Genomic DNA, 23,926 nt, shown 5'->3' on the forward strand with positions numbered 1-23,926 from the left:
ATGTCACAAGTCGGTGACATAACTCGTCCCTTTCGTTACCTGGCCCATCCCCTCCCTTGTTTAGACTCCCTGCGTTAAAACAACAAAAAAGGTACTGCGATGGACACCTTCCACCCGGCCTTCAGCAGTTGGCTGAATGCTCCTGCCCACCAGCAATGGCTTGCCGCCGAAGGCTTGCGGCTGCTGGCGTTCGCCAGGGCCTCGAAGTTGCCGGACGGCTTCGGCAATCTCGACGAGCTAGGCAGCCTGCCGGCTGACGCGCGGGCCGAAACCATGAACACCGCTCGCATGACCCATAGCTTCGCCATGGCACATATCCAGGGCCTGCCCGGTTTCGCCGAATTGGTGGACCATGGGATCCAGGCCCTCAGCGGCCCGCTGCGCGACGCCGAGCACGGTGGTTGGTTCGCGGTGGCCAATCCGGATGACAACGACACGGGCAAAGCCGCCTACCTGCATGCCTTCGTTGCCCTGGCCGCCAGTTCCGCTGCAGTAGCCCAGCGCCCCGGTGCCGAGGCCTTGCTCAAGGAGGCGGTGCGGGTCATCGACGAACATTTCTGGTGTGAAGAAGAGGGGGCCTTGCGCGAGTCCTTCAACCGCGACTGGCGTGAAGAGGAAGCCTATCGCGGCGCCAACAGCAACATGCACGCCACGGAGGCTTTCCTGGCCCTGGCCGATGCCACGGACGACCCGCGCTGGCTGGCCCGCGCGCTGCGGATCGTCGAACGCGTCATCCACGGCCATGCGGCCGCCAACGATTACATGGTCGTGGAGCATTTCGATCGCGACTGGCAACCGCTGCGCGAATACAACCACGACAATCCCGCCGACGGTTTCCGCCCCTATGGCACTACTCCCGGCCATGGTTTCGAATGGGCGCGCCTGCTGCTGCACCTCGAGGCCGCGCGTGTACGGATCGGCATGCTGACGCCGGGCTGGCTGGTCCAGGATGCGCAAAGACTCTTCGAGCACAATTGCCGTCATGGTTGGGATGTCGATGGTGCCCCCGGCATCGTCTACACCCTGGACTGGGACAACCGCGCCGTGGTCCGTCATCGCCTGCACTGGGTGCATGCCGAAGCGGCAGCGGCGGCCAGCGCCTTGCTCAAGCGCACCGACGAAGCGCAATACGAGACCTGGTACCGACGTTTCTGGGAGTTCTGTGACAAGCATTTCATCGACCGCTGCAACGGCAGCTGGCATCACGAACTCGACCCGCAGAACCGTCCCAGCGCCGACATCTGGCCGGGCAAGCCGGACCTTTATCATGCCTGGCAGGCCGTGCTGATACCGCGCCTGCCGCTGGCACCCAGCATGGCATCGGCCCTGGCGCGGTTGTCCGCGCCGGTACCTGTGTAACCATGTCGTGACATACGCGCGTCCCTTCGTTACCTGCGAAGGGATTGCCCCTGATTAGAATCCATGCAGCGCAAGCACCAGACTTGCATGCATAACAAAAAGAAAGGTACTTCTAGATGAATGCGATTTCTCGCCTCGCTACTGTCATTTCTCTTGCTTCCCTGCTTCCCGTCGCAGCATTCCCCGTCAGCACCCTGGCCGCCGAATCGAAAGGTTCCGTGGAAGTCGTTCACTGGTGGACGTCGGGTGGTGAAAAAGCCGCGGTCGATGTGCTCAAGGCCCAGGTAGAAAAAGACGGCTTTACCTGGAAGGACGGCGCTGTCGCCGGTGGCGGCGGTTCCACCGCCATGACCGTACTCAAGAGCCGCGCCGTGGCCGGCAACCCTCCGGGCGTAGCCCAGATCAAGGGCCCGGACATCCAGGAATGGGCGACCACCGGCCTGCTCGATACCGATGTCCTGAAGGACGTCGCCAAGCAGGAGAAGTGGGACAGCCTGCTGGACAAGAAAGTCTCCGACACCGTGAAGTACGACGGTGACTACGTCGCCGTGCCGGTGAACATCCACCGCGTCAACTGGCTGTGGATCAACCCGGAAGTCTTCAAGAAAGCCGGTATCACCAAGAACCCGACCACCCTCGAAGAGTTCTACGCCGCCGGTGACAAGCTCAAGGCCGCGGGCTTCATTCCCCTGGCCCACGGCGGCCAGCCTTGGCAGGACAGCACCGTGTTCGAAGCCGTGGTGCTCTCGGTCATGGGAGCCGATGGCTACAAGAAGGCACTGGTCGACCTGGACAACAAGGCGCTGACCGGTCCGGAAATGATCAAGGCACTGACCGAGCTGAAGAAAGTCGCGACCTACATGGACGCCGATGGCAAGGGGCAGGACTGGAACCTGGAAGCGGCCAAGGTCATCAACGGCAAGGCCGGCATGCAGATCATGGGTGACTGGGCCAAGAGCGAATGGACCGCGGCCAAGAAAGTCGCCGGCAAGGACTACGAGTGCGTAGCCTTCCCGGGCACCGACAAGGCCTTCACCTACAACATCGACTCCCTCGCGGTGTTCAAGCAGAAAGACGAAGGCACCGCGGCCGGTCAGCAGGACATCGCCAAGGTCGTCCTGGGTGAAAACTTCCAGAAGGTCTTCAGCATCAACAAGGGTTCGATCCCGGTGCGTAACGACATGCTGGCCGACATGGCCAAGTACGGTTTCGACTCCTGTGCCCAGACCGCCGCCAAGGACTTCCTGGCAGACGCCAAGAATGGCGGCCTGCAGCCAAGCATGGCGCACAACATGGCGACCACGCTGGCGGTACAGGGGGCGTTCTTCGACGTAGTGACCAACTACATCAACGACCCGAAAGCCGACCCGGCCGATGCTGCGAAGAAGCTTGGCGCGGCGGTTCAGTCGGCCAAGTAACTGCGCCGCGGTCCCTTGTGGGAACGGGCCTTTGTGGTGAGAGGATTTAGCGAAACGTTGCACCGCCCCGATGGGTCGCACAGCGGCCTCGAAAAAGTTGCCATGTCGGAGTATTGGAAACACCGCATGCAATGGCTTTGCGGCTGCTTCGCAGCCGATCGGGGATAAATCCCCTCGCCACAGAACTCGCCCCACAAGGAAATGTTTGTAGTCTTTCTCTGTTTTGGATTTTCCCCATGAGTTCTGTTGCTGTGTTCAGCAAGGCCTCGCCATTCGATGCATTGCAGCGCTGGCTACCGAAACTGGTACTGGCGCCGAGCATGTTCATCGTGCTGGTGGGGTTCTATGGCTACATCTTGTGGACGTTCGTTCTGTCGTTCACCACTTCTACCTTCCTGCCAACCTACAAGTGGGCGGGCCTGGCTCAATACGCACGGCTGTGGGACAACGACCGCTGGTGGGTGGCGAGCAAGAACCTCGCGGTCTTCGGCGGCATGTTCATCGGCATCACCCTGGTGATCGGCGTGTTGCTGGCGGTGTTCCTCGACCAGCGCATCCGTCGCGAAGGTTTCATCCGCACCATTTACCTGTACCCGATGGCGCTCTCCATGATCGTCACCGGTACTGCCTGGAAATGGTTGCTCAACCCGGGCATGGGCCTGGACAAACTGCTGCGTGACTGGGGCTGGGAAGGCTTTCGCCTGGACTGGCTGATCGATCCGGATCGCGTGGTCTATTGCCTGGTCATCGCTGCCGTCTGGCAGGCCTCGGGCTTCATCATGGCGATGTTCCTGGCCGGCCTGCGAGGTGTCGATCAGTCGATCATTCGCGCTGCCCAGATCGATGGCGCGAGCATGCCGCGCATCTACTGGAAAGTGGTGCTGCCCAGCCTGCGTCCGGTGTTCTTCAGTGCCGTGATGATCCTGGCGCACATCGCGATCAAGAGTTTCGACCTGGTGGCGGCGATGACGGCCGGTGGTCCGGGTTACTCGTCCGACCTGCCTGCCATGTTCATGTATTCCTTCACCTTCAGTCGTGGCCAGATGGGCATGGGCTCGGCCAGTGCGATCCTGATGCTCGGCGCGATCCTCGCGATCATCGTGCCTTACCTGTATTCCGAGCTGAGGACCAAGCGTCATGACTAGTCTCGCCGCCAAACCTGCCATCAGCTTCAGCCGCATCGCGATCTACGCGGTACTGATCCTGGCCGTGCTGCTTTACCTGGTGCCGCTGGTGGTCATGCTGTTGACCAGCTTCAAGACGCCCGAAGACATCAGCACCGGTAACCTGTTGAGCTGGCCTGCCGAGGTCAGCGGCATCGGCTGGGTCAAGGCCTGGGCCACGGTGAACGGGTATTTCTGGAACTCGATCATGATCACTGTCCCGGCGGTGCTGATCTCCACCGCCATCGGTGCGCTGAACGGCTACGTGCTGTCGATGTGGCGCTTCCGCGGGTCGCAGCTGTTCTTCGGCCTGCTGCTGTTCGGCTGCTTCCTGCCGTTCCAGACCGTGCTGCTGCCGGCCTCGTTCACCCTCGGCAAGATGGGCCTGGCCAGCACCACCACCGGCCTGGTGTTCGTGCACGTGGTGTACGGCCTGGCATTCACCACGCTGTTCTTCCGCAACTACTACGTCAGCATTCCCGGTGCGCTGGTGAAGGCGGCGCGCCTGGACGGGGCGGGCTTCTTCACCATCTTCCGGCGGATCATCCTGCCGATGTCGACTCCGATCATCATGGTCTGCCTGATCTGGCAGTTCACGCAGATCTGGAACGACTTCCTGTTCGGCGTGGTGTTCTCCAGCGGCGATTCGCAGCCCATCACGGTGGCGCTGAACAACCTGGTCAACACCAGCACCGGGGCCAAGGAATATAACGTTGATATGGCGGCGGCGATGATCGCCGGGCTGCCGACCCTGCTGGTCTATGTGGTCGCAGGCAAGTATTTCGTGCGCGGGCTGACGGCCGGCGCGGTCAAGGGGTAATCATGGCAACGCTTGAACTTCGCAATGTAAACAAGACTTACGGCGCCGGCCTGCCCGACACCTTGAAGAACATCGAACTGTCCATCAAGGATGGTGAGTTCCTGATTCTCGTAGGGCCTTCGGGTTGCGGCAAGTCGACCTTGATGAACTGCATCGCCGGCCTGGAAACCATCACCGGTGGCGCGATCATGATCGGCGACCAGGACGTCAGCGGCATGAGTCCCAAGGATCGCGACATCGCGATGGTGTTCCAGTCCTACGCGCTGTACCCGACCATGAGCGTGCGGGAGAACATCGAGTTCGGCCTGAAGATCCGCAAGATGCCGCAATCGGCCATCGACGAGGAGGTCTCTCGCGTCGCCAAGTTGCTGCAGATCGAACATCTGCTCAACCGCAAGCCCGGCCAGCTCTCCGGTGGCCAGCAACAGCGGGTGGCCATGGGCCGGGCGCTGGCGCGGCGGCCAAAGATCTACCTGTTCGACGAACCGCTGTCCAACCTCGACGCCAAGCTGCGGGTCGAGATGCGCACCGAAATGAAACTGATGCATCAGCGCCTCAAGACCACCACCGTCTACGTGACCCACGACCAGATCGAGGCCATGACCCTGGGCGACAAAGTGGCGGTGATGAAGGACGGGATCATCCAGCAGTTCGGCACCCCGAAGGACATCTACAACAACCCGGCCAACCTGTTCGTGGCCAGTTTCATCGGTTCGCCACCGATGAACTTCATCCCCCTGCGCCTGCAGCGCAAGGATGGCCGCCTGCTGGCGCTGCTCGACAGCGGCCAGGCCCGGTGCGAGCTGCCGCTGGGGATGCAGGACGCCGGCCTGGAGGATCGGGAAGTGATCCTCGGCCTGCGTCCGGAGCAGATTGCATTGGCCGGCACCGAGCCCAACGGCTTGCCGACCATTCGCGCCGAAGTCCAGGTCACCGAGCCCACCGGCCCGGACACCCTGGTGTTCGTCAACCTCAACGACACCAAGGTCTGCTGCCGCCTGGCACCGGACGTCGCGCCACAGCCGGGGGAAAACCTGACGCTGCAATTCGATCCATCGAAAGTGCTGCTGTTCGATGCCCAGTCCGGCGAACGCCTGGGCGTGGCCGCCCAGCCGCAGGCCGATGCCCGGACCGCCAACGTGGCGCAGTTCAAGGGGCGATGAGGCATCAAGGTGGGAGGGGCTTGTTCGTGAGGGCGGTGGGTCAGTTGCCTGAGCTGTTGAATGGCATGCCGTCATCGTGGGCCGGGCCTTTCCCACAGGGATATGTGGCGGGCGGGAAACCGTCGGCCGCAATTGTTGTAAACCGCGTTAGATAAAAACAGTTAATAACAATAAAGACGAGGAATGTAGGGATGAAAAAGAAGAATAACGCCCAGCTTATCTGCCAGCTATCAGCCGTTGCGGCGATGATGCTGGCCGGTAGCGCCCAGGCTGCCGAGGCGTTCAGCGCCGATTCGAAGTGGATGACGGGTGACTGGGGCGGCGAGCGGACCCGGCTGCTCGAGCAAGGTATCGATATCAAGGCCGATTACGTCGGTGAAATGGGCGCCAATCTCCATGGCGGCTACAACGACGACAAGACCGCGCGCTGGTCGGGACAGTTTGGCCTGGGCGTGGCGCTGGATCTTGAAAAGCTGGCAGGCTGGGACGACACGGAAGCCAAGATCCAATTCACTCGCCGGGACGGTCGCAACATTTCCAACGACCGTATCGGTGATCCACGTGCCGGTACCCTCAGTTCTTCCCAGGAAGTCTGGGGCCGTGGGCAAACCACCCGTCTGACCCAGTTGTGGATCAAGCAGAAATACTTCGACAGCAAACTGGACGTCAAGGCCGGTTACTACGGCGTGGGTGAAGACTTCAACACCTTCCCCTGCGAGTTCCAGAACCTGGCGTTCTGCGGTTCGCAAGCGGGCAACTGGGCGACCAACATCTGGTACAACTGGCCAATCATGCAGGCGGCCATCCGGTTCAAGTACAACATCACGCCTGAGCTTTATGCACAGATCGGCGCCTACAACCAGAACCCTTCGCAACTGGAAAACAACAACCGCTACAAGCTCAGCGGCAGTGGCACTGAAGGTACCCTGATTCCGGTGGAGTTGGTCTGGACGCCTAAACTCAATAACCTGCCAGGCGAATACCGCGTGGGTTACTACAAGAGCACGGCCAAGGCCGACGATGTGCGCGAGGACGAAAACGGCAACGATGCCGCCACCACCGGTCTCGCCTATCGCAGCCACAGCAGCAAGCACGGCTACTGGCTCGTGGTGCAGCAGCAGCTCACCACCCACAACGGCGATGCTTCCCGCGGCCTGAACATCGCGGCCAACGCGACTTTCCACGACAAGGACACCAACGTCGTCGACAACTACCAGTCGCTGATGTTCGTGTACAAGGGGCCATTCGACGCGCGTCCGAAAGATGACGTCGGCATCGGCTTCGCTCGTATCCATGTCAACGATGACGTGAAGAAAAACGCCGAGCTGACCAACGTGGCCAACGGTGTCAGCGACTACGACGATCCGCTGTTCTCGCCGTTGCGCAACACCGAATACAACTATGAAATCAACTACGGCTTCCATGTCACCAACTGGCTGACCGTGCGTCCCAACCTGCAATACGTCACTCACCCGGGCGGTGTCGATGAAGTCGATAACGCGCTGGTGGCCGGCCTGAAAATTCAGTCGGTGTTCTAACGTTGTTGCGATAAGCTCCTCTCTATGTGCGCATATTTGCGGACGGCCAAGGCTGTCCGCTTTTTTTTGCGCAGCATGGTCAACGCGCAACCTGGGTCAGGGGATTTAGCGAAACGTCGCATCGCCCGCTGGGGCGCGCAGCGGCCCTGCAACAGGCACCTCGGTATTTTGGTTGACTGCTTTGGGACTGCTCCGAGTCCAGTGGGGTAGAGGCTTTGCCACAAAAACTGTCGCATCAATTGTGAGTTCAATGATTTCCAGGATCGCGGCATATGCATGAGCATCCGCTACAACGCTTCTTCAGATCCTTGCGCGAGCGGCCGGTGTTTGCGTGGGAACGCTATCGGCAGCGCGACGTGCTGGTGATCGACCACCCGTTGTGCCAGGCGGTGTTCAGTCGCCAGGGGGCGCAATTGCTGCACTTCCAGCCGCGTGGGCAAAAGCCCTGGTTGTGGTGTGCGGCCAAGTGGCCCCATGTCGGGGCGATACGCGGAGGGGTGCCGGTGTGCTGGCCGTGGTATGGCCGTCATCCGAGCGAGAATGCCTGGCCGTCCCACGGCTGGGCGCGGTTGATCGACTGGAAACTGTTGGACAGCCGCAGTGACGACGACGGTGTGCACCTGCATTGGCAGTTACGGTTGTGTGATTGGCAAGTGGACCTGCATGCAGACCTGGGCGAACGCATGGAGCTGCGCCTGAGCACCGAGCACCAGGACAGCCTGCCTTGCCAGTTGAGCCAGGCGTTGCACGCCTATTGGCGTATTGGCGACGTGGGTGAGGTAGCGCTGTCTGGGCTCGAAGGCGCTCAAGGTTATGATCATCTGAACCGTGCGGCCTGCCGACAGGAAGGCGAGTTGCGGGTCGAGGGGGGCTGCCAGCGGGTGTTCCAGCACGGGGGAGAGTTGCAGCTCAAGGACCATGCCTGGCAGCGTGAGCTGTGCATCGATACCGGCGACAGCGCCGATACCGTGGTGTGGCATCCCGGCGCCCGACCGTTGCTGGGGGTGAGCTGGGACGAGGTCAATGAGTTCGTCTGCGTCGAAGCAGCCAGTGGCGGCACCGACAGCCTGTGCCTGGCGCCGGGGGAGCGGGCGCATTTGAGTTTGCAGGCTTGGGTGGGGGCTTGATGCAGGGGGCAGGGTGGTGGGTGAGGCTGCTGGCCCCATGGCGAGCAAGCTCGCTCCCACACTGGACCTTCACATTCACAAGACCCTGGTGGGAGCGAGCTTGCTCGCGATAACGGCCTGTCAGGCAGTAAGGCTCTCAGGCTCGGTCAGTTGAACTCATCCCCCACCGGATACCGGCTGGCATTCAGGCTTTCCTTGATCTTGCGCAGATGCGGCTGGAAATCCACGCCCCGGCGCAGAGTCATGCCCGTGGCGAGCACGTCCAGCACGGTGAGCTGGATGATCCGCGAGGTCATCGGCATGTAGATGTCGGTGTCTTCGGGCAGCGGGATGTTCAGGCTCAGGGTGCTGGCCTTGGCCAGGGGCGAGTTCTCGGCGGTCAGGCCCAGCACCGATGCGCCGTTTTCCCGGGCGATGCGGGCGACTTCCACCAGTTCGCGGGTGCGACCAGTGTAGGAAATGATCACGAACAGCTCGCCGGTGTGGGCTACTGAAGCGATCATGCGCTGCATCAGCACATCGGCATGGGCGGTGACCGCCAGGTTGAAGCGGAAAAACTTGTGCTGGGCGTCCAGTGCCACCGGGGCCGATGCGCCGAGGCCGAAGAAGTGGATCTGCCGGGCCTGGATCAGCAGGTCCACGGCCCGGCTGATCAAATTTGGATCGAGTGCCTGGCAGGCGCTGTCCAAGGAGGCGATGGCACTGCCAAAGATCTTCTGGGTATAGGCTTGCGGATTGTCGTCGGCCTCTACCGCACGGCTGACGTATGCGGCGCCGCTGGCCAGGCTCTGGGCCAGTTGCAGCTTCAGTTCAGGGTAGCCGCTGACGCCGAATGAACGGCAGAAGCGGTTGACGGTTGGTTCGCTGACCGACGCGGCCTGGGCGAGGGCGGCGATGCTGAAACGGGTGGCCTGCTGTGGGTTGAGCAGGATCACCTCGGCCACCTTGCGCTCAGCCTTGTTGAGGTCTTCAAGGCGACTCTGGATCTGCTCCAGTAGATTTCGCACGCGGTCCATAAAAGATTCCTAGAAAGACGGGTCTTTGAAACGACCCTTTGCGGTGGCCTATCCTACTGTTGGCTCCGACGGACCACCACTCGGAATCGATATTTTCGGAAAATGTTGTGGTTATTACTACATTTTTCCTTGAGTGATGCCTTGAAAAAAGGTATTTGTAGCCTAACTTGATAAAAGAACAAACATCATGCCTCCGATTACGGTTGAACCGTGCACCTTTGCCTTGTTCGGCGCGCTGGGCGATCTGGCCTTGCGCAAGCTGTTTCCTGCCCTTTATCAACTCGATGCGGCGGGCCTGCTGCACGAGGACACGCGCATCCTCGCCCTGGCGCGTGAGCCGGGCAGCGAGCAGCAGCACCTGGCATTCATCGGCACCGAACTGCGCCGCTACGTGGGCGACAAGGACCTGAGCGAAACCGTCGTCGAGCGCTTCATGGCGCGTTTGACCTACCTGCACGTGGATTTCCTCAAGGCCGACGATTACGTCGCCTTGGCCGAGCAGGCCGGTTCCGCTCAACAGGTCATCGCCTATTTCGCCACGCCGGCAGCAGTGTACGGCGCCATCTGCGAGAACCTGGCGAAGGTCGGCCTGAGCGAGAACACCCGCGTCGTGCTGGAGAAACCCATCGGCTCGGACCTGGAATCGTCGCGCAAGGTAAACGACGCTGTGGCGCAGTTCTTCCCCGAGAACCGCACCTATCGCATCGACCACTACCTGGGCAAGGAGACGGTACAGAACTTGATCGCGCTGCGTTTCGCCAACAGCCTGTTCGAAACCCAGTGGAACCAGAACTACATCTCCCACGTGGAAATCACCGTGGCCGAGAAGGTCGGCATCGAGGGCCGCTGGGGTTATTTCGACAAGGCCGGCCAACTGCGGGACATGATCCAGAACCACCTGCTCCAGTTATTGTGCCTGATTGCCATGGACCCGCCGGCCGACCTGTCCGCCGACAGTATCCGCGACGAGAAGGTCAAGGTGCTCAAGGCCCTGGCGCCGATCAGCCCGGAAGGCCTGACCACCCAGGTGGTGCGTGGCCAGTACATCGCCGGCCACAGCGAGGGCAAGGCGGTACCCGGTTATCTGGAAGAACCCAATTCCAATACCCAGAGCGATACCGAAACCTTCGTCGCCCTGCGCGCCGACATTCGCAACTGGCGCTGGGCCGGGGTTCCGTTCTACCTGCGTACCGGCAAGCGCATGCCGCAGAAGCTGTCGCAGATCGTCATCCACTTCAAGGAACCGTCCCACTACATCTTCGCCCCCGAGCAGCGCTTGCAGATCAGCAACAAGTTGATCATCCGCCTGCAGCCGGACGAAGGAATTTCCCTGCGAGTGATGACCAAGGAGCAGGGCCTGGACAAGGGCATGCAACTGCGCAGCGGTCCGCTGCAACTCAACTTTTCCGACACCTGGCGCAGCGCACGGATTCCCGATGCCTACGAACGGTTGTTACTGGAAGTCATGAACGGCAATCAGAACCTGTTTGTCCGTAAAGATGAAATCGAAGCCGCGTGGACGTGGTGCGACCAGTTGATTGCCGGATGGAAGAAATCCGGTGATGCGCCCAAGCCGTATGCAGCCGGCTCCTGGGGACCGATGAGCTCCATCGCACTGATCACGCGGGATGGGAGGTCGTGGTATGGCGATATCTGAAGTGAAACTGCCTGAGGGCGTCAGCGCCCTGGCATTCAAGAGCCCGGTGCTGCTGGCCGAGGAGCTGGCGCTGACGGTGGCCGGGCAACTGCGCGCCGCGATCGATGCCCGTGGCCTGGCGGTGTTGGTGGTCTCCGGCGGACGCAGTCCGGTAGCGTTCTTCCAGAACCTGGCCAAACAGGACCTGGACTGGTCGAAGGTGGTGGTGAGCCTGGCCGACGAGCGTTGGGTGCCGACCGAACATGCCGACAGCAATGCCGGTTTGCTCAAGCGTTACCTGTTGCAGGGAGCCGCGGCCAAGGCCCGGTTCCTGAGCCTCTACAGTGCCAGTGCCAACCTGGAGGCCGCTGCCGAACAGGCGGATCGCCTGCTGGCCGAGTTGCCGCCCATCGACGTGCTGGTATTGGGCATGGGAGATGACGGGCACACCGCTTCCCTGTTCCCCGACAGCCCGAACCTGGCCGAAGCCCTGGACAGCGAAGGATCCCGTCGTTGCTGGCCGATGCTGGCACCGACAGTGCCGCGCCAGCGCCTGACCATGAGCCGCGCGCTGCTGGCTTCGGCGCAGCACAAGATACTGTCGATTTCCGGTCAATCGAAGTTGACCACCCTGAACGCCGCGGTGGCCGGCGGCGATGTCGCCGAAATGCCGATCCGCGCGTTTCTGCAACCTACGTTAGAGATTTACTGGTGCCCATGAACCAAGGATCAGCCGCTATGAAAAACCCATCCCCGACCGTTTCCATGGCGGACAAAGTTACCCTGATCGACAACCTCTGTGCCAAGGCGCGGATCCTGCCGGTCATCACCATCGCCCGTGAGCAGGACATCCTGCCGCTGGCCGATGCGTTGGCCGCCGGTGGCCTGACGGCGCTGGAGGTGACCTTGCGTTCCCAGTACGGCCTCAAGGCCATCCAGGTGCTGCGCGAGCAGCGGCCGGAGCTGGTGACCGGTGCTGGCACCGTGCTCGATCGCCACATGCTGGCGGCTGCCGAAGCGGCCGGCTCGCAGTTCATCGTGACCCCGGGCATCACCCGCGATCTGCTCGAAGCCAGCGTCCAGAGCCCGATTCCGTTGCTGCCGGGCATCAGCAACGCCTCCGGCATCATGGAAGGCTACAGCCTGGGCTACCGCCGCTTCAAATTGTTCCCGGCGGAAGTCAGCGGCGGTGTCGCGGCCCTCAAGGCGCTGGGCGGTCCGTTTGGCGAAGTGAAATTCTGCCCTACCGGCGGTGTGGGGCCGGCCAATATCAAGAGCTACATGGCGTTGAAAAACGTGATGTGCGTGGGCGGCAGCTGGATGCTCGATCCGGAGTGGATCAAGAACGGCGACTGGGCCCGCATCCAGGAATGCACTGCCGAGGCATTGGCGCTGCTGGATTGAATCTGACCTGATTTCGTTGGGTGTTCTACGGCTTTACGGTGCGCTTGGTCGGCGCACCGTTTTTTTTTGCCCGAACTCTCTGAACAGGCACAGTCTTCTGTGGCAAGGGGATCAGTCCCCTCGCCACAAAAGACGGCGCGAGTCGTTAAATAGGGTTCAGCTCGATCAAGGCCTGGGTCAACCGCTCGATGTCGCTCGCCAGCGTGATCAGGCCAGGAGTGATGCGGATGCAGGGGCCGACGCTGGTGTTGCGCACCACGGTGAAGATCCCGTAGTCGTTGAGCAGTCGATCGGCCATCGCCTGTTGGTCTGCCCGGGCGGTAAAGCGCATCGAGGTGATGCCGCAGTAGAGGCGTCGGTCATCCGGAGTCATGACTTCGATACCCGGTAGATCGCGCACGGCATTCACCCACAGGTTGCGCAGGTAACCGAGCCGCGCGCCCTTGGCCAGGGCTCCGCCCAGGGCATAGTGCTCTTCGAACACCAGGGGCAGGGTCATCAGGGCCGGGATGTTGGGCGTGCTGTGCGGGGTACGGGCACGGATGTCGGTCGCCGGGTGGCTTTCATCGTCCATATCCGGGTCGATATCGGCCAGCCGATGTGGGGCAATGTACAGGAAGCCCAAGGCCAGGGGCGCGCCGATCCATTTCTGCAGATTGAATCCGGCGAAGTGGATGCCCAGCTTCTTGATGTCGAAATCGATCTGGCCCAAGGCATGGGCGCCGTCGAGAATGACGTCGACGTCGAACTCCCGGGCCGCCTCGGCGATTGCCTGGACCGGCATCACCAGCCCGGTCAGGTGGTTCACGTAGGTCAGCGTCATCAGCTTCAGGCGCGGGTAGCGGATGAACGCTTCGCGATAGGTTCCCACCAGGCTCTCGAAACTGGCGGGATGCTGGTGCACCAGTTCGATGACCTCCACGCCACGCTGGCGAGCCAGCCAGCGCATCGCGCTCTTGACCGATGGATATTCCAGGTCGCAGATCAGGATCTGGTCGCCCGGCACCAGTCGGTTGTAGTTGCGTATCAACGATTGCAGGGCATCCACTGCGCTGCGGGTCAGCGCCACGGTTTGCGGGGCGACGTCGATCAGCTCCGCCACCTGGCGGCGTATCGCATCGCCATGTTCCTGGTCGAAATACTGCCGCACATAGAGCGAGTTGCTGCGGTTGATGAATTCGATATTGCGCTGGTATTCCTCCACCACGGTTCGCGACATGCGACCGAAGTAGCCGTTCTCCAGGTTCAGCGGCCCGTTGGGGTCGACATCGTAGCGGCCGACAAAGGTCTGCCAGAATGCTTCATCGTGGGCGCGTAGCGTGTTCTCGGGCATGGCGGGCTCTTTCAGGGGCGGGGCTTGGGCTTGCCGTGTTTGATGCGCAACGGATCGAGCAAGTCCGACAGACCGTTGTGATCGATCTCCTGCATCAGCGCCAGCAAGGCACCCAATTCACCGTGGGGAAAACCTTCCCGGGCGAACCAGTTCAGGTATTGGCCAGGCAGGTCAGCCAGGATTCGACCCTTGTATTTGCCGTAGGGCATCTGGCGCGTGACCAGCAGTTCCAGGTTTTGCGGATTCATGGCAGTCGTCTTGATTCGGGCAGGTTTGAAAATACAGGCATTCTGCATGCAGGCCAAATGACAGATCATGCAAATAACGCGGATACAGATTTGAGGGTTTTTGCTAACTGATTGATTTTAAATGGAGATTTCTTTGGTTTAGGGCTGGCATGGCCGATGCAACAGTCCTTGCAGGTTTTTTATTAACCAAGCAAAGGAATTGAAAAATGACTGACATGAACAAAGAAGCCATCTCCGTCCTGAATGACCTGATCCAGACCAGCAAGGACGGTCAGGAAGGCTTCAAGACCTGCGCTGAAGACATCAAGCACCCACAACTCAAGGCCCTGTTCGTCCAGCGCGCCGCCGATTGCGCCACTGCCGCGACCGAGCTGCAAGCGGCCGTTCGTTCCCTGGGCGGCGACCCGGAAACTTCCACCAGCGTGGCCGGTGACTTGCACCGCCGTTGGGTGGACGTGAAATCCATGTTCACCGGCAAGGACGAAGAGGCCGTGCTCAACGAAGCCGAACGCGGCGAAGACCATGCCCTCAAGGCCTACAGGGAAGCCATGGAGAAGATCAACAAGCATAACCTGGTGGGCATCCGTGATCTGGTGGAGCGTCAGTACCACGGTGTGCAACGCAACCATGACCAGGTCAAGGCGCTGCGTAACCAGGCGAAAGCCAGCTAAGTCCGCGCCCTGATAAAAAAACGCCAGCTTGCCTGGCGTTTTTTTATGGCGGGTACGACCGCCAACGGTTTGGCGAAGCGCGTCCCGGGGTTTTGGGAACCGTCGTGTAACGGTGTGTTGTCCAATATCGAGTCAATAGCCTATGGACTGATATAGGTAGCTAGCTAATAATTACGCCTGCTGTCTTCCATCCTTGCACTATTGTTATCGCAAACCCTGAAGAGTTTCCTGCGTGCCCATTACCCTACAGGCCTTGTTCGCCCCGGACCGTCTCGCTCTGCAGTTCGCCATCAAAACCGTATTGGGCGGCGGACTGGCGCTATGGCTGGCGTTGCGCTGGGGCCTGGAACAGCCTTCGTGGGCCTTGATGACTGCGTTCATCGTGGCGCAGCCGTTGTCCGGGATGGTGGTGCAGAAGGGCCTGGCACGGCTGCTCGGGACCTTGGTGGGCACCGCGATGTCGGTGGTGTTCATGGGCCTGTTCGCCCAGGCCCCCTGGCTGTTCCTGCTGGCGCTCGCGTTATGGCTGGGCCTGTGCACGGCCTGTTCGACGCTGCTGCGCAGCGCCTGGTCTTATTCGTTCGTGCTGGCCGGTTATACGGTCGCGATCATCGCCTTGCCCGCCATCTCCCATCCGCTGACGGTGTTCGACCAGGCCGTGGCGCGCTGTACCGAGATCAGCCTGGGCATTGTCTGTGCCACGGCCACCAGTGCGTTGCTCTGGCCGCTGCGGGTCGAGCAGCAACTGGCGGTCCAGGCCCGTACCGCCTGGCAGAGTGGCATGCAGGCGGCACGGGCCACCTTGGCCGGTGACGCCCAGGCGCGAAAAGGCTTGCTGGAGATCCTCGGCAAGATCGTCGCGGTGGATGCCCAGCGTGAGCACGCCTGGTTCGAAGGTCGCCTTGGCCGTCAGCGGGCCCGGGCCATCAGCGGCTTGAGCCAGAAATTGCTGATGCTGCTGCGCATGTCCCGTTCGGTGCGCCGGCAGTGGAAGCAGCTCGAGCCGCAGGAGGCCGAGGCCCTGCAGCCCTGGATGAATGAAGTGCGCCAAGCCCTCGATGCCGACAGCTCGACGTTGCGGGCGTTGCGGCCGCGGGTCATGGATGCCTCGAATGATCCGGGCATCAGTCCGGCGCAGAGCTATTGCCTGGCCCGTTTCGCCCTGCTGCTGGACACCGCCCTGGCCGCTTGCGCCGCGCTGAAGGCGGTAGAGGAGGGCAGGGAGGCGGCCGATCCACCGCGAACCCTCGCACCCCATCGCGACCTGTCCCTGGCCATGGTATTCGGGGCCCGCAGTGCCCTGGCGTTCCTGACGGTCGCCAGTTTCTGGCTGGCGACCGCCTGGCCGGCCGCATCCGGCGCACTCTTGCTCACTTGCGTGGTTTGCAGCCTGTTCGCCAGTCGCGAAAACGGCGCGCAGATCGGCATGAGTTTCCTGCGGGGAATCCTGCTGGCCGTGCCGACGGCCTTCGTGATCGGCGAGATCCTGCTGCCGCAATGGAGCAGTTTCGCCATGCTCTGCCTGGCCATGGGCGTTCCGCTGTTCCTGGGGGCGCTGGGCATGGCCAAGCCACCGATATTCGCCACGGCCACCTCGTTCTGCCTGCACTTTATCGTGCTGGTGTCGCCGCTCAACGCCATGAAGTACGACGTGGCGGCGTTCTTCAACAGTGCCCAGGCGATGATGATCGGCGTGGGCGCGGCGGTGCTGGCCTTCAAGCTGCTGATCCTGCGTGACCCGGCCTGGCATAGCCGGCGCTTGCTGGCGGCGACCCTGGACGATCTGGTGCGCCTGACCCACCGCAACCTGCGTGGTGCCGAGAGCTGGTTTGGCGGGCGCATGGCCGATCGACTGTTGCAACTGGCCAGGCATTATCCGGAATTGCCGGTGCCGGCGCGCAGCCGCTGGGACGACGGCCTGCTGGGCCTGGACATCGGCGATGAGCTGCTGCATCTGCGATTGAGCCTGGCGGTGGCCCAGATCCCGGACAATCTGGCGCAGACCCGTTACTTGGACGCACTTGAGCAGGTACTTGAGCGCGGCCCGTCCGGTGATCGGGCCGAAGCGCTGGCACCAGCGAGCGCCGAGTTCCTGCAAGCGCTGGCGAGCCAACCGCCTGGTGATGCGTTGAAGCTGGCCCAAGGGGCGGTGGTGCAACTTCAAAACAGCTGGCGCGCCTGGTGCCGCCAGCACGAATCCCAAAGCCAGGAGCACAGCCATGGGCTTGCGTGAATGGTCGATCGGCGGGGTGTTGCTCAGCCCGTTCCTGATTTATGTGGTGCTGGCGCTGCTGGTGACCGGTGCGTTGCGCCTGTTGCTCAGCCTCGTGCCGGCCGGGCGCTGGATCTGGCATGAGGCGCTGTTCGACTGCGCCCTGTATGTCTGCGTCCTGACTGTCATTACTGTGGTCCTCGGGCCGTTATAAGGAGTTGAACATGCGGACCTCCGTACGAGTCGCCGTCACGTTGAGCGTGGTGGCGGTGGCGATCTTCGCCGGGTTTCACCTGTGGCAGTACTACATGCTCACGCCCTGGACCCGGGATGCGCGAATCCGTGCCGACGTGGTGGTGATCGCTCCCGACGTGTCCGGCTGGGTGCGCGAACTCAAGGCTGTGGATAACCAGCAGGTCAAGGCTGGCGACCTGCTGTTGAGCATCGACCGCGAGCGGTTCGAGGCTGCGGTAGAGAAGGCCCGGGCCGTGGTCCAGACCCGCCAGCAGCAATTGAACCTGCGCGAGCACGAAGCCAGTCGTCGCGCGGCCCTGGGGCCACAGGCCATCAGTGCCGAACTGCGTGAAAATGCCCAGATCAACGCAGGCATCGCCCGGGGCGAGCTGCGTGAGGCCCAGGCCGAAGCCAAGGTCGCCGAACTCAACCTGGCCCGCAGCCAGGTCCTGGCGCCTCGCAGCGGCCATATCACCAACCTGCGGCTGGCCGAAGGCAACTATGTGAACGCCGGGCAGCCGGTCATGGCGCTGATCGACGACTCGACGTTCTATGTGCAGGCCTATTTCGAGGAAACCAAATTGCCGAGGATTCGCGTGGGCGATCCGGTCAAGGTCTGGCTGATGAGCGCAGGCCATGCGCTGGAAGGCCACGTGGAAAGCATCAGTCGCGGCATCACCGACCGCAATACCAATCCGGACACACAACTGCTGGCGGAGGTCGAGCCGACCTTCAACTGGGTGCGCCTGGCCCAGCGGATTCCGGTGCGGATCAAGCTGGACAAGGTCCCGGAAGGCGTGACACTGAGCGCCGGGATGACGGCGAGCGTGCAGGTGCGCGAAGACCAGCCATAGCTCATCGCACAACGGTCATTTGTGGCGAGGAGACAAATCCCCTCGCCACCTGTCATTCACTTTGGATCGTGGTAATCAACCGATGCTGATCGCCGGCAATGTCGGCAGCGTCACGGTCTGTTGCTTGCGCGGCGCGAGGATCTCGGCCTCGCCGTCCACCACCAGTTCGTCGCGCTGGTTGAACACGCGAGTGGCGATGCGCACGCGGAATTTCGGCAGCTTTTCCAGGATTTCCAGGCGCACGGTCAGGGTGTCGCCGATTTTCACCGGCTTCTGGAAGCTCATCTGCTGGCCGATGTAAATGGTGCCTGGTCCTGGCAACTCGCACGCCACCGCCGCGCTGATCAATGCCCCGCTGAACATGCCATGGGCAATGCGCTCCTTGAACATGCTCGCTGCCGCGAACTCGGCGTCCAGGTGCACCGGGTTGTGATCGCCCGACATCGCAGCGAACAGCTGGATGTCACGCTCCTCGACGGTCTTGCTGTAGCTGGCGGTCTGGCCAACTTCGAGGGCTTCGTAAGGGATGTTGGTAACCTGGGTCATCTGTCTGAAATCCTGAGATGGGTAAAAAGAAACACAGCCTACAGGCTGTATGAAAAACTATTCGCTTCGTTGCGGGCGTTTATGACTCAGCGCCTGGGCAACCCAGGCCAGCACATCGGCCGTCACTTCATCGCGGTTGGTTTCGTTGAACAATTCGTGCCGGGCCTGGGGGTAGATCTTCAATTGCAGGTTCCGGCTGCCGGCGTCGCGCAGGACATCGGCCAGATCCTTCAGACGCTTGCCTTCGCTCACCGGATCACATTCGCCGCCCATTATCAGCAGTGGCAGGCCCGGATCGATCTGGGCGAGATTGGACGCCTTGCTGATCTGCTGCAGCCCGCCGAGCAGATCCACCCACAATTGGTTGGTGCAGCGAAAGCCGCACAACGGGTCCTGGATGTATTTGTCCACCTCGCTCGGATCCCGGCTGAGCCAGTCGAAAGGGGTACGGGCCGGCTTGAATTTCTTGTTGAAACTGCCGAACGACAGCCATTCGATCAGGGCGCTGCGCCCGGCCGCCCCCTGGCGCCAGCGTTCGAAACGGGCGATCTGGCGGGCGGCGCGGTAAAGCGCCACGGGTTGGAAGTTGGAACCGCTGAGGATCGCGCCATGCAGGCTCGCGCTGTGATGCAGCAGATAGGCCTGGGCAATATAGCTGCCCATGCTGTGGCCGAGCAGCAGTAGGGGGGTGTCGGGGTGCTGCTGGCCGATGTGCTGGTTGAGACTGGCCAGGTCGCCGACCACTTTGGCCCAGCCATCCTGGTCGGCGTAATGACCCAGGATCCCGCCCTCCGCGGTGCGCCCGTGGCCACGCAGGTCCGGTGCGTACACGCCATAGCCTTCGTTGCACAGGGCCTGGGCCAGGCGTGCATAGCGACCGCTGTGCTCGGCCATGCCGTGGGCCACCATGACCACCGCCCGGGGTGCGCCTTCGGGCAGCCACTGGTTGACGAACAGGTGGCTATGGTCAGTCGCGGGCAGCCAGAACGTTTGGTGGATCATGGCGCTTCCTTTACACGAGGGGTCATACACAGGGACATGCACTGAATCACACAGGCGTCGCTGCATTGTATAGCGCATCCGTTGCGTCTCGCCTGATCAGTGTCCACGCTCAGGCTCTGTGTGGCCCGTCCTGTCAGTCAACTTCGGATGCCTGGCCACCTCCACATCCCGCGTTGCCTTGGCCAAGGGCGTCCGGCATCCGAATTTGAACTGACGACTAACCACACAAACCACGAGGCAGGAAGATTCACACAATCTATGACGCAAGTTGCCATATTTGCCTGATTGGCCATAGCTGCTAGTGTCCCAAGAGCTCCGCTTCGCCCGATAGGCAAGCGGCCCCGGGATAGGTTCAGGTAAAGAGGACAAAAACAATGCAGCCTGATTTCTGGAATGACAAGCGCCCGGCCGGCGTGCCCTCGGACATCGACCTGGGGGCCTACAAATCGGTCATCGAGGTGTTCGAGCGTTCCTGCAAGAAGTTCGCCGACCGTCCGGCGTTCAGCAACATGGGCGTGACCCTGACCTATGCCGAGCTGGAGCGCTACAGTGCGGCGTTCGCCGGCTACCTGCAGGCCCACACCGACCTGGCCCCAGGCGATCGTATCGCGGTGCAGATGCCCAACGTCCTGCAATATCCGATCGCTGTGTTCGGCGCCTTGCGCGCCGGGCTGATCGTGGTCAACACCAACCCGCTGTACACCCCGCGGGAAATGCGTCACCAGTTCAAGGATTCCGGTGCCCGGGCGCTGGTGTATATGAACCTGTTCGGCCAGAAGGTCCAGGAGGTGCTGCCCGACACCGACCTGCAATACCTGATCGAGGCGAAGATGGGCGACCTGATGCCCGCCGCCAAGGGGTGGCTGGTCAATACCGTGGTGAGCAAGGTCAAGAAGATGGTGCCGGCCTATTCGCTGCCCCAGGCCATTTCCTTCAAGAGCGCCTTGCGCCTGGGGCGCGGCCAGGGCATCAGGCCGCTGAAGGTCAGCCTCGATGACATCGCGGTGCTGCAATACACCGGCGGTACGACCGGGCTGGCGAAAGGCGCGATGCTGACCCACGGCAACCTGGTGGCCAACATGCAACAGGCGCGGGCGTGCCTGGGGCAGTTCGGCGACGATGGCCATCCGCTGCTGCGCGAAGGTCAGGAGGTAATGATCGCGCCATTGCCGCTGTACCACATCTATGCCTTCACCGCGAATTGCATGTGCATGATGGTCACCGGCAACCACAACGTGCTGATCACCAATCCACGGGACATCGGCGGCTTCATCAAGGAACTGAAGAACTGGCGTTTCTCGGCATTGCTGGGGCTCAACACCCTGTTCGTGGCGCTGATGGACCACCCGGATTTCAAGAGCCTGGATTTCTCCAGCCTCAAGCTCACCAATTCCGGCGGCACCGCCCTGGTCAAGGCCACCGCCGAGCGCTGGGAACAGCTGACCGGCTGCCGTATCACCGAAGGCTATGGCCTGACCGAAACCTCTCCCGTGGCCTGCACCAACCCCTATGGCTCCAAATCCCGCCTGGGTACGGTAGGGTTGCCAGTGCCCGGCACCCTCATGAAGGTCATCAGCGACGAGGGTGTCGAACAACCCCTGGGCGAACGCGGCGAGCTGTGCATCAAGGGCCCGCAGATCATGAAGGGCTACTGGAACAAACCCGAGGCCACCGCCGAGGTGCTGGACGACGAAGGCTGGTTCAAGTCCGGCGACATTGCGGTCATCGACCCGGACGGCTTCGTGCGTATCGTCGATCGCAAGAAGGACATGATCATCGTCTCGGGTTTCAACGTATACCCCAACGAAATCGAAGACGTGGTGATGGCCCACCCGAAGGTCGCCAGCTGCGCGGTCATCGGCGTGCCGGACGAGCGTTCGGGGGAGGCGGTGAAGCTGTTCGTGGTGGCTCGGGAGGCGGGCGTGAGCCTCGAAGAACTCAAGGCCTACTGCAAGGAAAACTTCACCGGCTACAAGATTCCCAAGCACATCGTGCTACGGGATTCGTTGCCGATGACGCCGGTGGGCAAGATCCTGCGGCGCGAGCTACGCGATATCGCCTGACGCCCGCAAAGATCGTCCGGTAGAAACAACTGGTGGGAGCGAACGTGCTCGCAAAGGCGGTGGATCGGTCAGCCCGAGGGTGGCGGGTCCATTGCTTTCGCGAGCAAGGCCGCTCCCACGGTTTCTTATGTTCAGATCGATTCGATGGTGCTTAGAATTTTTACTCTAAAAGTGACCATTGAATATTCTTGAGTCGGATTAATGACTGATTGGGCCTATTTTGGCTCTGGTCGGCCCTTGGCAAAGCTGCTACTCTCGGCGCGCTTTTGTGACTTCTCGGCCTTGATTCAAGCCAGATTCACCAACAAACACACACCAATAATAATCGCATCAAATGCGGTGAGAATTCGCGTTGCTGAGGAGTGGGCTTCCATGATTGAAGACTTTTGGAAGGATAAGTACCCAGCTGGGATTGCTGCCGACATCAATCCAGACGAGTATCCGAATATTCAGGCGGTGTTGAAGCAGTCCTGCCAACGCTTCGCCGACAAGCCGGCATTCAGCAACCTCGGCAAGACAATCACCTACGGTGAACTCTACGAATTGTCCGGTGCCTTTGCCGCGTATCTGCAACAGCATACCGATTTGCAGCCTGGCGATCGAATCGCCGTGCAACTGCCTAACGTTCTCCAGTATCCGGTGGCCGTGTTCGGCGCCATTCGCGCCGGCCTCATCGTGGTCAACACCAACCCGCTGTACACCGCGCGGGAGATGGAACACCAGTTCAACGATTCCGGCGCCAAGGCGCTGGTATGCCTGGCGAACATGGCGCACCTGGCCGAGGCCGTGGTGCCCAAGACCGGCGTCAAGCACGTCATTGTCACTGAAGTCGCCGACCTGCTGCCGCCGCTCAAGCGTCTGTTGATCAACAGCGTGATCAAGTACGTCAAGAAGATGGTTCCGGCCTATCACTTGCCCAAGGCCGTCAAGTTCAACGATGTGCTGAGCAAGGGCCACGGCCAGCCAATCAACGAAGCCAACCCCACCAGCGACGATGTGGCTGTGTTGCAATACACCGGTGGCACCACCGGCGTGGCCAAGGGCGCGATGCTCAGCCACCGCAACCTGGTGGCGAACATGCTGCAGTGCAAGGCGTTGATGGGCTCCAACCTCAATGAAGGTTGCGAAGTGCTGATCACGCCGCTACCGCTGTACCACATCTATGCGTTCACCTTTCATTGCATGGCGATGATGCTGATCGGCAACCACAACATCCTGATCAGCAACCCGCGGGATCTTCCGGCGATGGTCAAGGAACTGTCGAAGTGGAAATTCAGCGGTTTCGTTGGCCTCAATACGCTGTTCGTGGCCCTGTGCAACAACGAAGGCTTCCGCAAGCTGGACTTCTCGGCACTGAAGATCACCCTGTCCGGCGGCATGGCCTTGCAACTGGCGGCGGCCGAGCGTTGGAAGGAAGTGACCGGTTGCCCGATCTGCGAAGGCTACGGCATGACCGAAACCAGTCCGGTGGCCACGGTCAACCCGATCCAGAACATCCAGATCGGGACCATCGGGATCCCGGTGCCGTCGACCCTGTGCAAGATCATCGACGACGCGGGCGTGGAAAAACCGCTGGGCGAGATCGGCGAGCTGTGCGTGAAAGGGCCGCAGGTCATGAAGGGCTATTGGCAGCGCCAGGAGGCGACCGATGAGATCCTCGACAGCGAAGGCTGGCTCAGGACGGGCGATATCGCGCTGATCCAGCCGGACGGCTACATGCGTATCGTGGATCGCAAAAAGGACATGATCCTGATCTCGGGTTTCAACGTGTACCCCAATGAACTGGAAGATGTGCTGGCGACCCTGCCGGGGGTGCTGCAATGCGCCGCCATCGGCATACCGGACGAGAAGTCAGGCGAGGCGATCAAGATTTTCATCGTCGTCCGTCCGGGGGCCACGCTGACCAAGGAACAGGTCATGGAGCACATGCGTGCCAACGTCACTGGCTACAAGGTGCCCAAGGCCGTCGAGTTCCGCGACGCGCTGCCAACGACCAACGTGGGCAAGATCCTGCGGCGCGAGTTGCGTGACGAGGAACTCAGGAAGCTGGGTGTGAAGAAGTAGAATTGCCGTCAGACAAAAGCCCCGCCGAAGCGGGGCTTTTTCTTGGGCGATTACC

The 23,926-nt window shown here is 61.5% G+C and carries 21 protein-coding genes; 16 read left to right on the plus strand and 5 right to left on the minus strand.

The genetic code is table 11. From position 1 onward, the window contains the following. The first annotated feature begins 99 nt into the window (after positions 1–99). The 7 genes from BLP99_RS24375 (at position 100) to BLP99_RS24405 (ending at position 8,588) form a co-directional block, all read left to right on the plus strand. Positions 100–1,359 carry a D-mannose isomerase gene (locus BLP99_RS24375; protein WP_072398880.1) on the plus strand — a complete coding sequence of 420 codons (1,260 nt, stop codon included), beginning with the start codon at positions 100–102 and terminating at the stop codon, positions 1,357–1,359. A gap of 116 nt (positions 1,360–1,475) precedes the next feature. Then, positions 1,476–2,777, plus strand: a complete 1,302-nt coding sequence (locus BLP99_RS24380) for an ABC transporter substrate-binding protein (RefSeq protein ID WP_072398879.1) — start codon at positions 1,476–1,478, stop codon at positions 2,775–2,777. Between the two features lie 236 nt (positions 2,778–3,013). After that, positions 3,014–3,922 (plus strand): carbohydrate ABC transporter permease, encoded by a 909-nt coding sequence (locus tag BLP99_RS24385; RefSeq protein WP_072459500.1) that lies wholly within the window; start codon positions 3,014–3,016, stop codon positions 3,920–3,922. Beyond that, a complete protein-coding gene (locus BLP99_RS24390; protein ID WP_072459499.1) occupies positions 3,915–4,760 on the plus strand; it encodes a carbohydrate ABC transporter permease in 846 nt (281 codons plus the stop codon). Before BLP99_RS24385 ends, BLP99_RS24390 begins: the two co-directional genes overlap by 8 nt. Before the next feature lie 2 nt (positions 4,761–4,762). Then, a complete protein-coding gene (locus tag BLP99_RS24395) occupies positions 4,763–5,923 on the plus strand; it encodes an ABC transporter ATP-binding protein (protein WP_072398876.1) in 1,161 nt (386 codons plus the stop codon). Positions 5,924–6,114: 191 nt separating this feature from the next. Beyond that, on the plus strand, positions 6,115–7,461 hold the full coding sequence (locus BLP99_RS24400) for a carbohydrate porin (RefSeq protein ID WP_072398875.1): 1,347 nt from the start codon (positions 6,115–6,117) through the stop codon (positions 7,459–7,461). A gap of 272 nt (positions 7,462–7,733) precedes the next feature. After that, entirely contained in the window at positions 7,734–8,588 is an 855-nt protein-coding gene (locus BLP99_RS24405; protein ID WP_072398874.1) for a D-hexose-6-phosphate mutarotase, read from the plus strand. 146 nt (positions 8,589–8,734) lie between these two features. On the opposite strand, the gene BLP99_RS24410 is transcribed toward BLP99_RS24405, so the two are convergent. Next, positions 8,735–9,595, minus strand: coding sequence for a MurR/RpiR family transcriptional regulator (locus tag BLP99_RS24410; protein ID WP_172679636.1), 861 nt, complete (start codon positions 9,593–9,595; stop codon positions 8,735–8,737). Positions 9,596–9,791: 196 nt separating this feature from the next. Between BLP99_RS24410 and zwf the strand changes: the two genes are divergently transcribed. From zwf to BLP99_RS24425, 3 genes are read left to right on the plus strand one after another with little or no spacing between them, the layout of a single operon-like run. After that, positions 9,792–11,261, plus strand: a complete 1,470-nt coding sequence (zwf, locus tag BLP99_RS24415; protein ID WP_053153166.1) for a glucose-6-phosphate dehydrogenase — start codon at positions 9,792–9,794, stop codon at positions 11,259–11,261. Beyond that, on the plus strand, positions 11,248–11,961 hold the full coding sequence (pgl, locus tag BLP99_RS24420; RefSeq protein WP_072398873.1) for a 6-phosphogluconolactonase: 714 nt from the start codon (positions 11,248–11,250) through the stop codon (positions 11,959–11,961). The genes zwf and pgl overlap by 14 nt, the downstream gene beginning before the upstream one ends. Before the next feature lie 17 nt (positions 11,962–11,978). Then, on the plus strand, positions 11,979–12,644 hold the full coding sequence (locus BLP99_RS24425) for a bifunctional 4-hydroxy-2-oxoglutarate aldolase/2-dehydro-3-deoxy-phosphogluconate aldolase (protein ID WP_072398872.1): 666 nt from the start codon (positions 11,979–11,981) through the stop codon (positions 12,642–12,644). Between the two features lie 145 nt (positions 12,645–12,789). Here BLP99_RS24425 and BLP99_RS24430 read toward each other — a convergent pair whose 3' ends face one another. Then, complete coding sequence (locus BLP99_RS24430) at positions 12,790–13,977, minus strand: aminotransferase class V-fold PLP-dependent enzyme (protein WP_072432140.1); 1,188 nt, start codon at positions 13,975–13,977, stop codon at positions 12,790–12,792. An 11-nt stretch (positions 13,978–13,988) separates the two neighbouring features. After that, the gene (locus tag BLP99_RS24435) at positions 13,989–14,225 is read right to left on the minus strand and encodes a DUF3820 family protein (protein ID WP_072398893.1); all 237 of its coding nucleotides are present in this window, start codon (positions 14,223–14,225) and stop codon (positions 13,989–13,991) included. 206 nt (positions 14,226–14,431) lie between these two features. On the opposite strand from BLP99_RS24435, the gene BLP99_RS24440 reads away from it, so the two are divergent. The 4 genes from BLP99_RS24440 (at position 14,432) to BLP99_RS24455 (ending at position 18,196) form a co-directional block, all read left to right on the plus strand. Then, on the plus strand, positions 14,432–14,896 hold the full coding sequence (locus BLP99_RS24440; protein ID WP_072398870.1) for a ferritin-like domain-containing protein: 465 nt from the start codon (positions 14,432–14,434) through the stop codon (positions 14,894–14,896). 232 nt (positions 14,897–15,128) lie between these two features. After that, positions 15,129–17,129, plus strand: coding sequence for an FUSC family protein (locus BLP99_RS24445; RefSeq protein WP_072459496.1), 2,001 nt, complete (start codon positions 15,129–15,131; stop codon positions 17,127–17,129). Further along, positions 17,116–17,322 (plus strand): DUF1656 domain-containing protein, encoded by a 207-nt coding sequence (locus BLP99_RS24450; RefSeq protein ID WP_003198565.1) that lies wholly within the window; start codon positions 17,116–17,118, stop codon positions 17,320–17,322. Before BLP99_RS24445 ends, BLP99_RS24450 begins: the two co-directional genes overlap by 14 nt. Positions 17,323–17,332: 10 nt before the next feature. Next, positions 17,333–18,196, plus strand: coding sequence for an efflux RND transporter periplasmic adaptor subunit (locus BLP99_RS24455; RefSeq protein ID WP_072398868.1), 864 nt, complete (start codon positions 17,333–17,335; stop codon positions 18,194–18,196). Between the two features lie 75 nt (positions 18,197–18,271). On the opposite strand, the gene BLP99_RS24460 is transcribed toward BLP99_RS24455, so the two are convergent. Further along, positions 18,272–18,742 carry a MaoC family dehydratase gene (locus tag BLP99_RS24460; protein ID WP_003227420.1) on the minus strand — a complete coding sequence of 157 codons (471 nt, stop codon included), beginning with the start codon at positions 18,740–18,742 and terminating at the stop codon, positions 18,272–18,274. A 57-nt stretch (positions 18,743–18,799) separates the two neighbouring features. Further along, complete coding sequence (locus BLP99_RS24465; protein WP_072459495.1) at positions 18,800–19,744, minus strand: alpha/beta hydrolase; 945 nt, start codon at positions 19,742–19,744, stop codon at positions 18,800–18,802. Positions 19,745–20,118: 374 nt separating this feature from the next. Between BLP99_RS24465 and fadD2 the strand changes: the two genes are divergently transcribed. Then, on the plus strand, positions 20,119–21,807 hold the full coding sequence (fadD2, locus tag BLP99_RS24470) for a long-chain-fatty-acid--CoA ligase FadD2 (protein ID WP_072398866.1): 1,689 nt from the start codon (positions 20,119–20,121) through the stop codon (positions 21,805–21,807). Positions 21,808–22,179: 372 nt separating this feature from the next. Further along, positions 22,180–23,871, plus strand: a complete 1,692-nt coding sequence (gene fadD1 / locus BLP99_RS24475) for a long-chain-fatty-acid--CoA ligase FadD1 (RefSeq protein WP_072398865.1) — start codon at positions 22,180–22,182, stop codon at positions 23,869–23,871. Positions 23,872–23,926 lie beyond the last annotated feature (55 nt).

The organism is Pseudomonas sp. NFACC32-1 (genome assembly GCF_900101215.1).
Lineage (GTDB): Bacteria > Pseudomonadota > Gammaproteobacteria > Pseudomonadales > Pseudomonadaceae > Aquipseudomonas.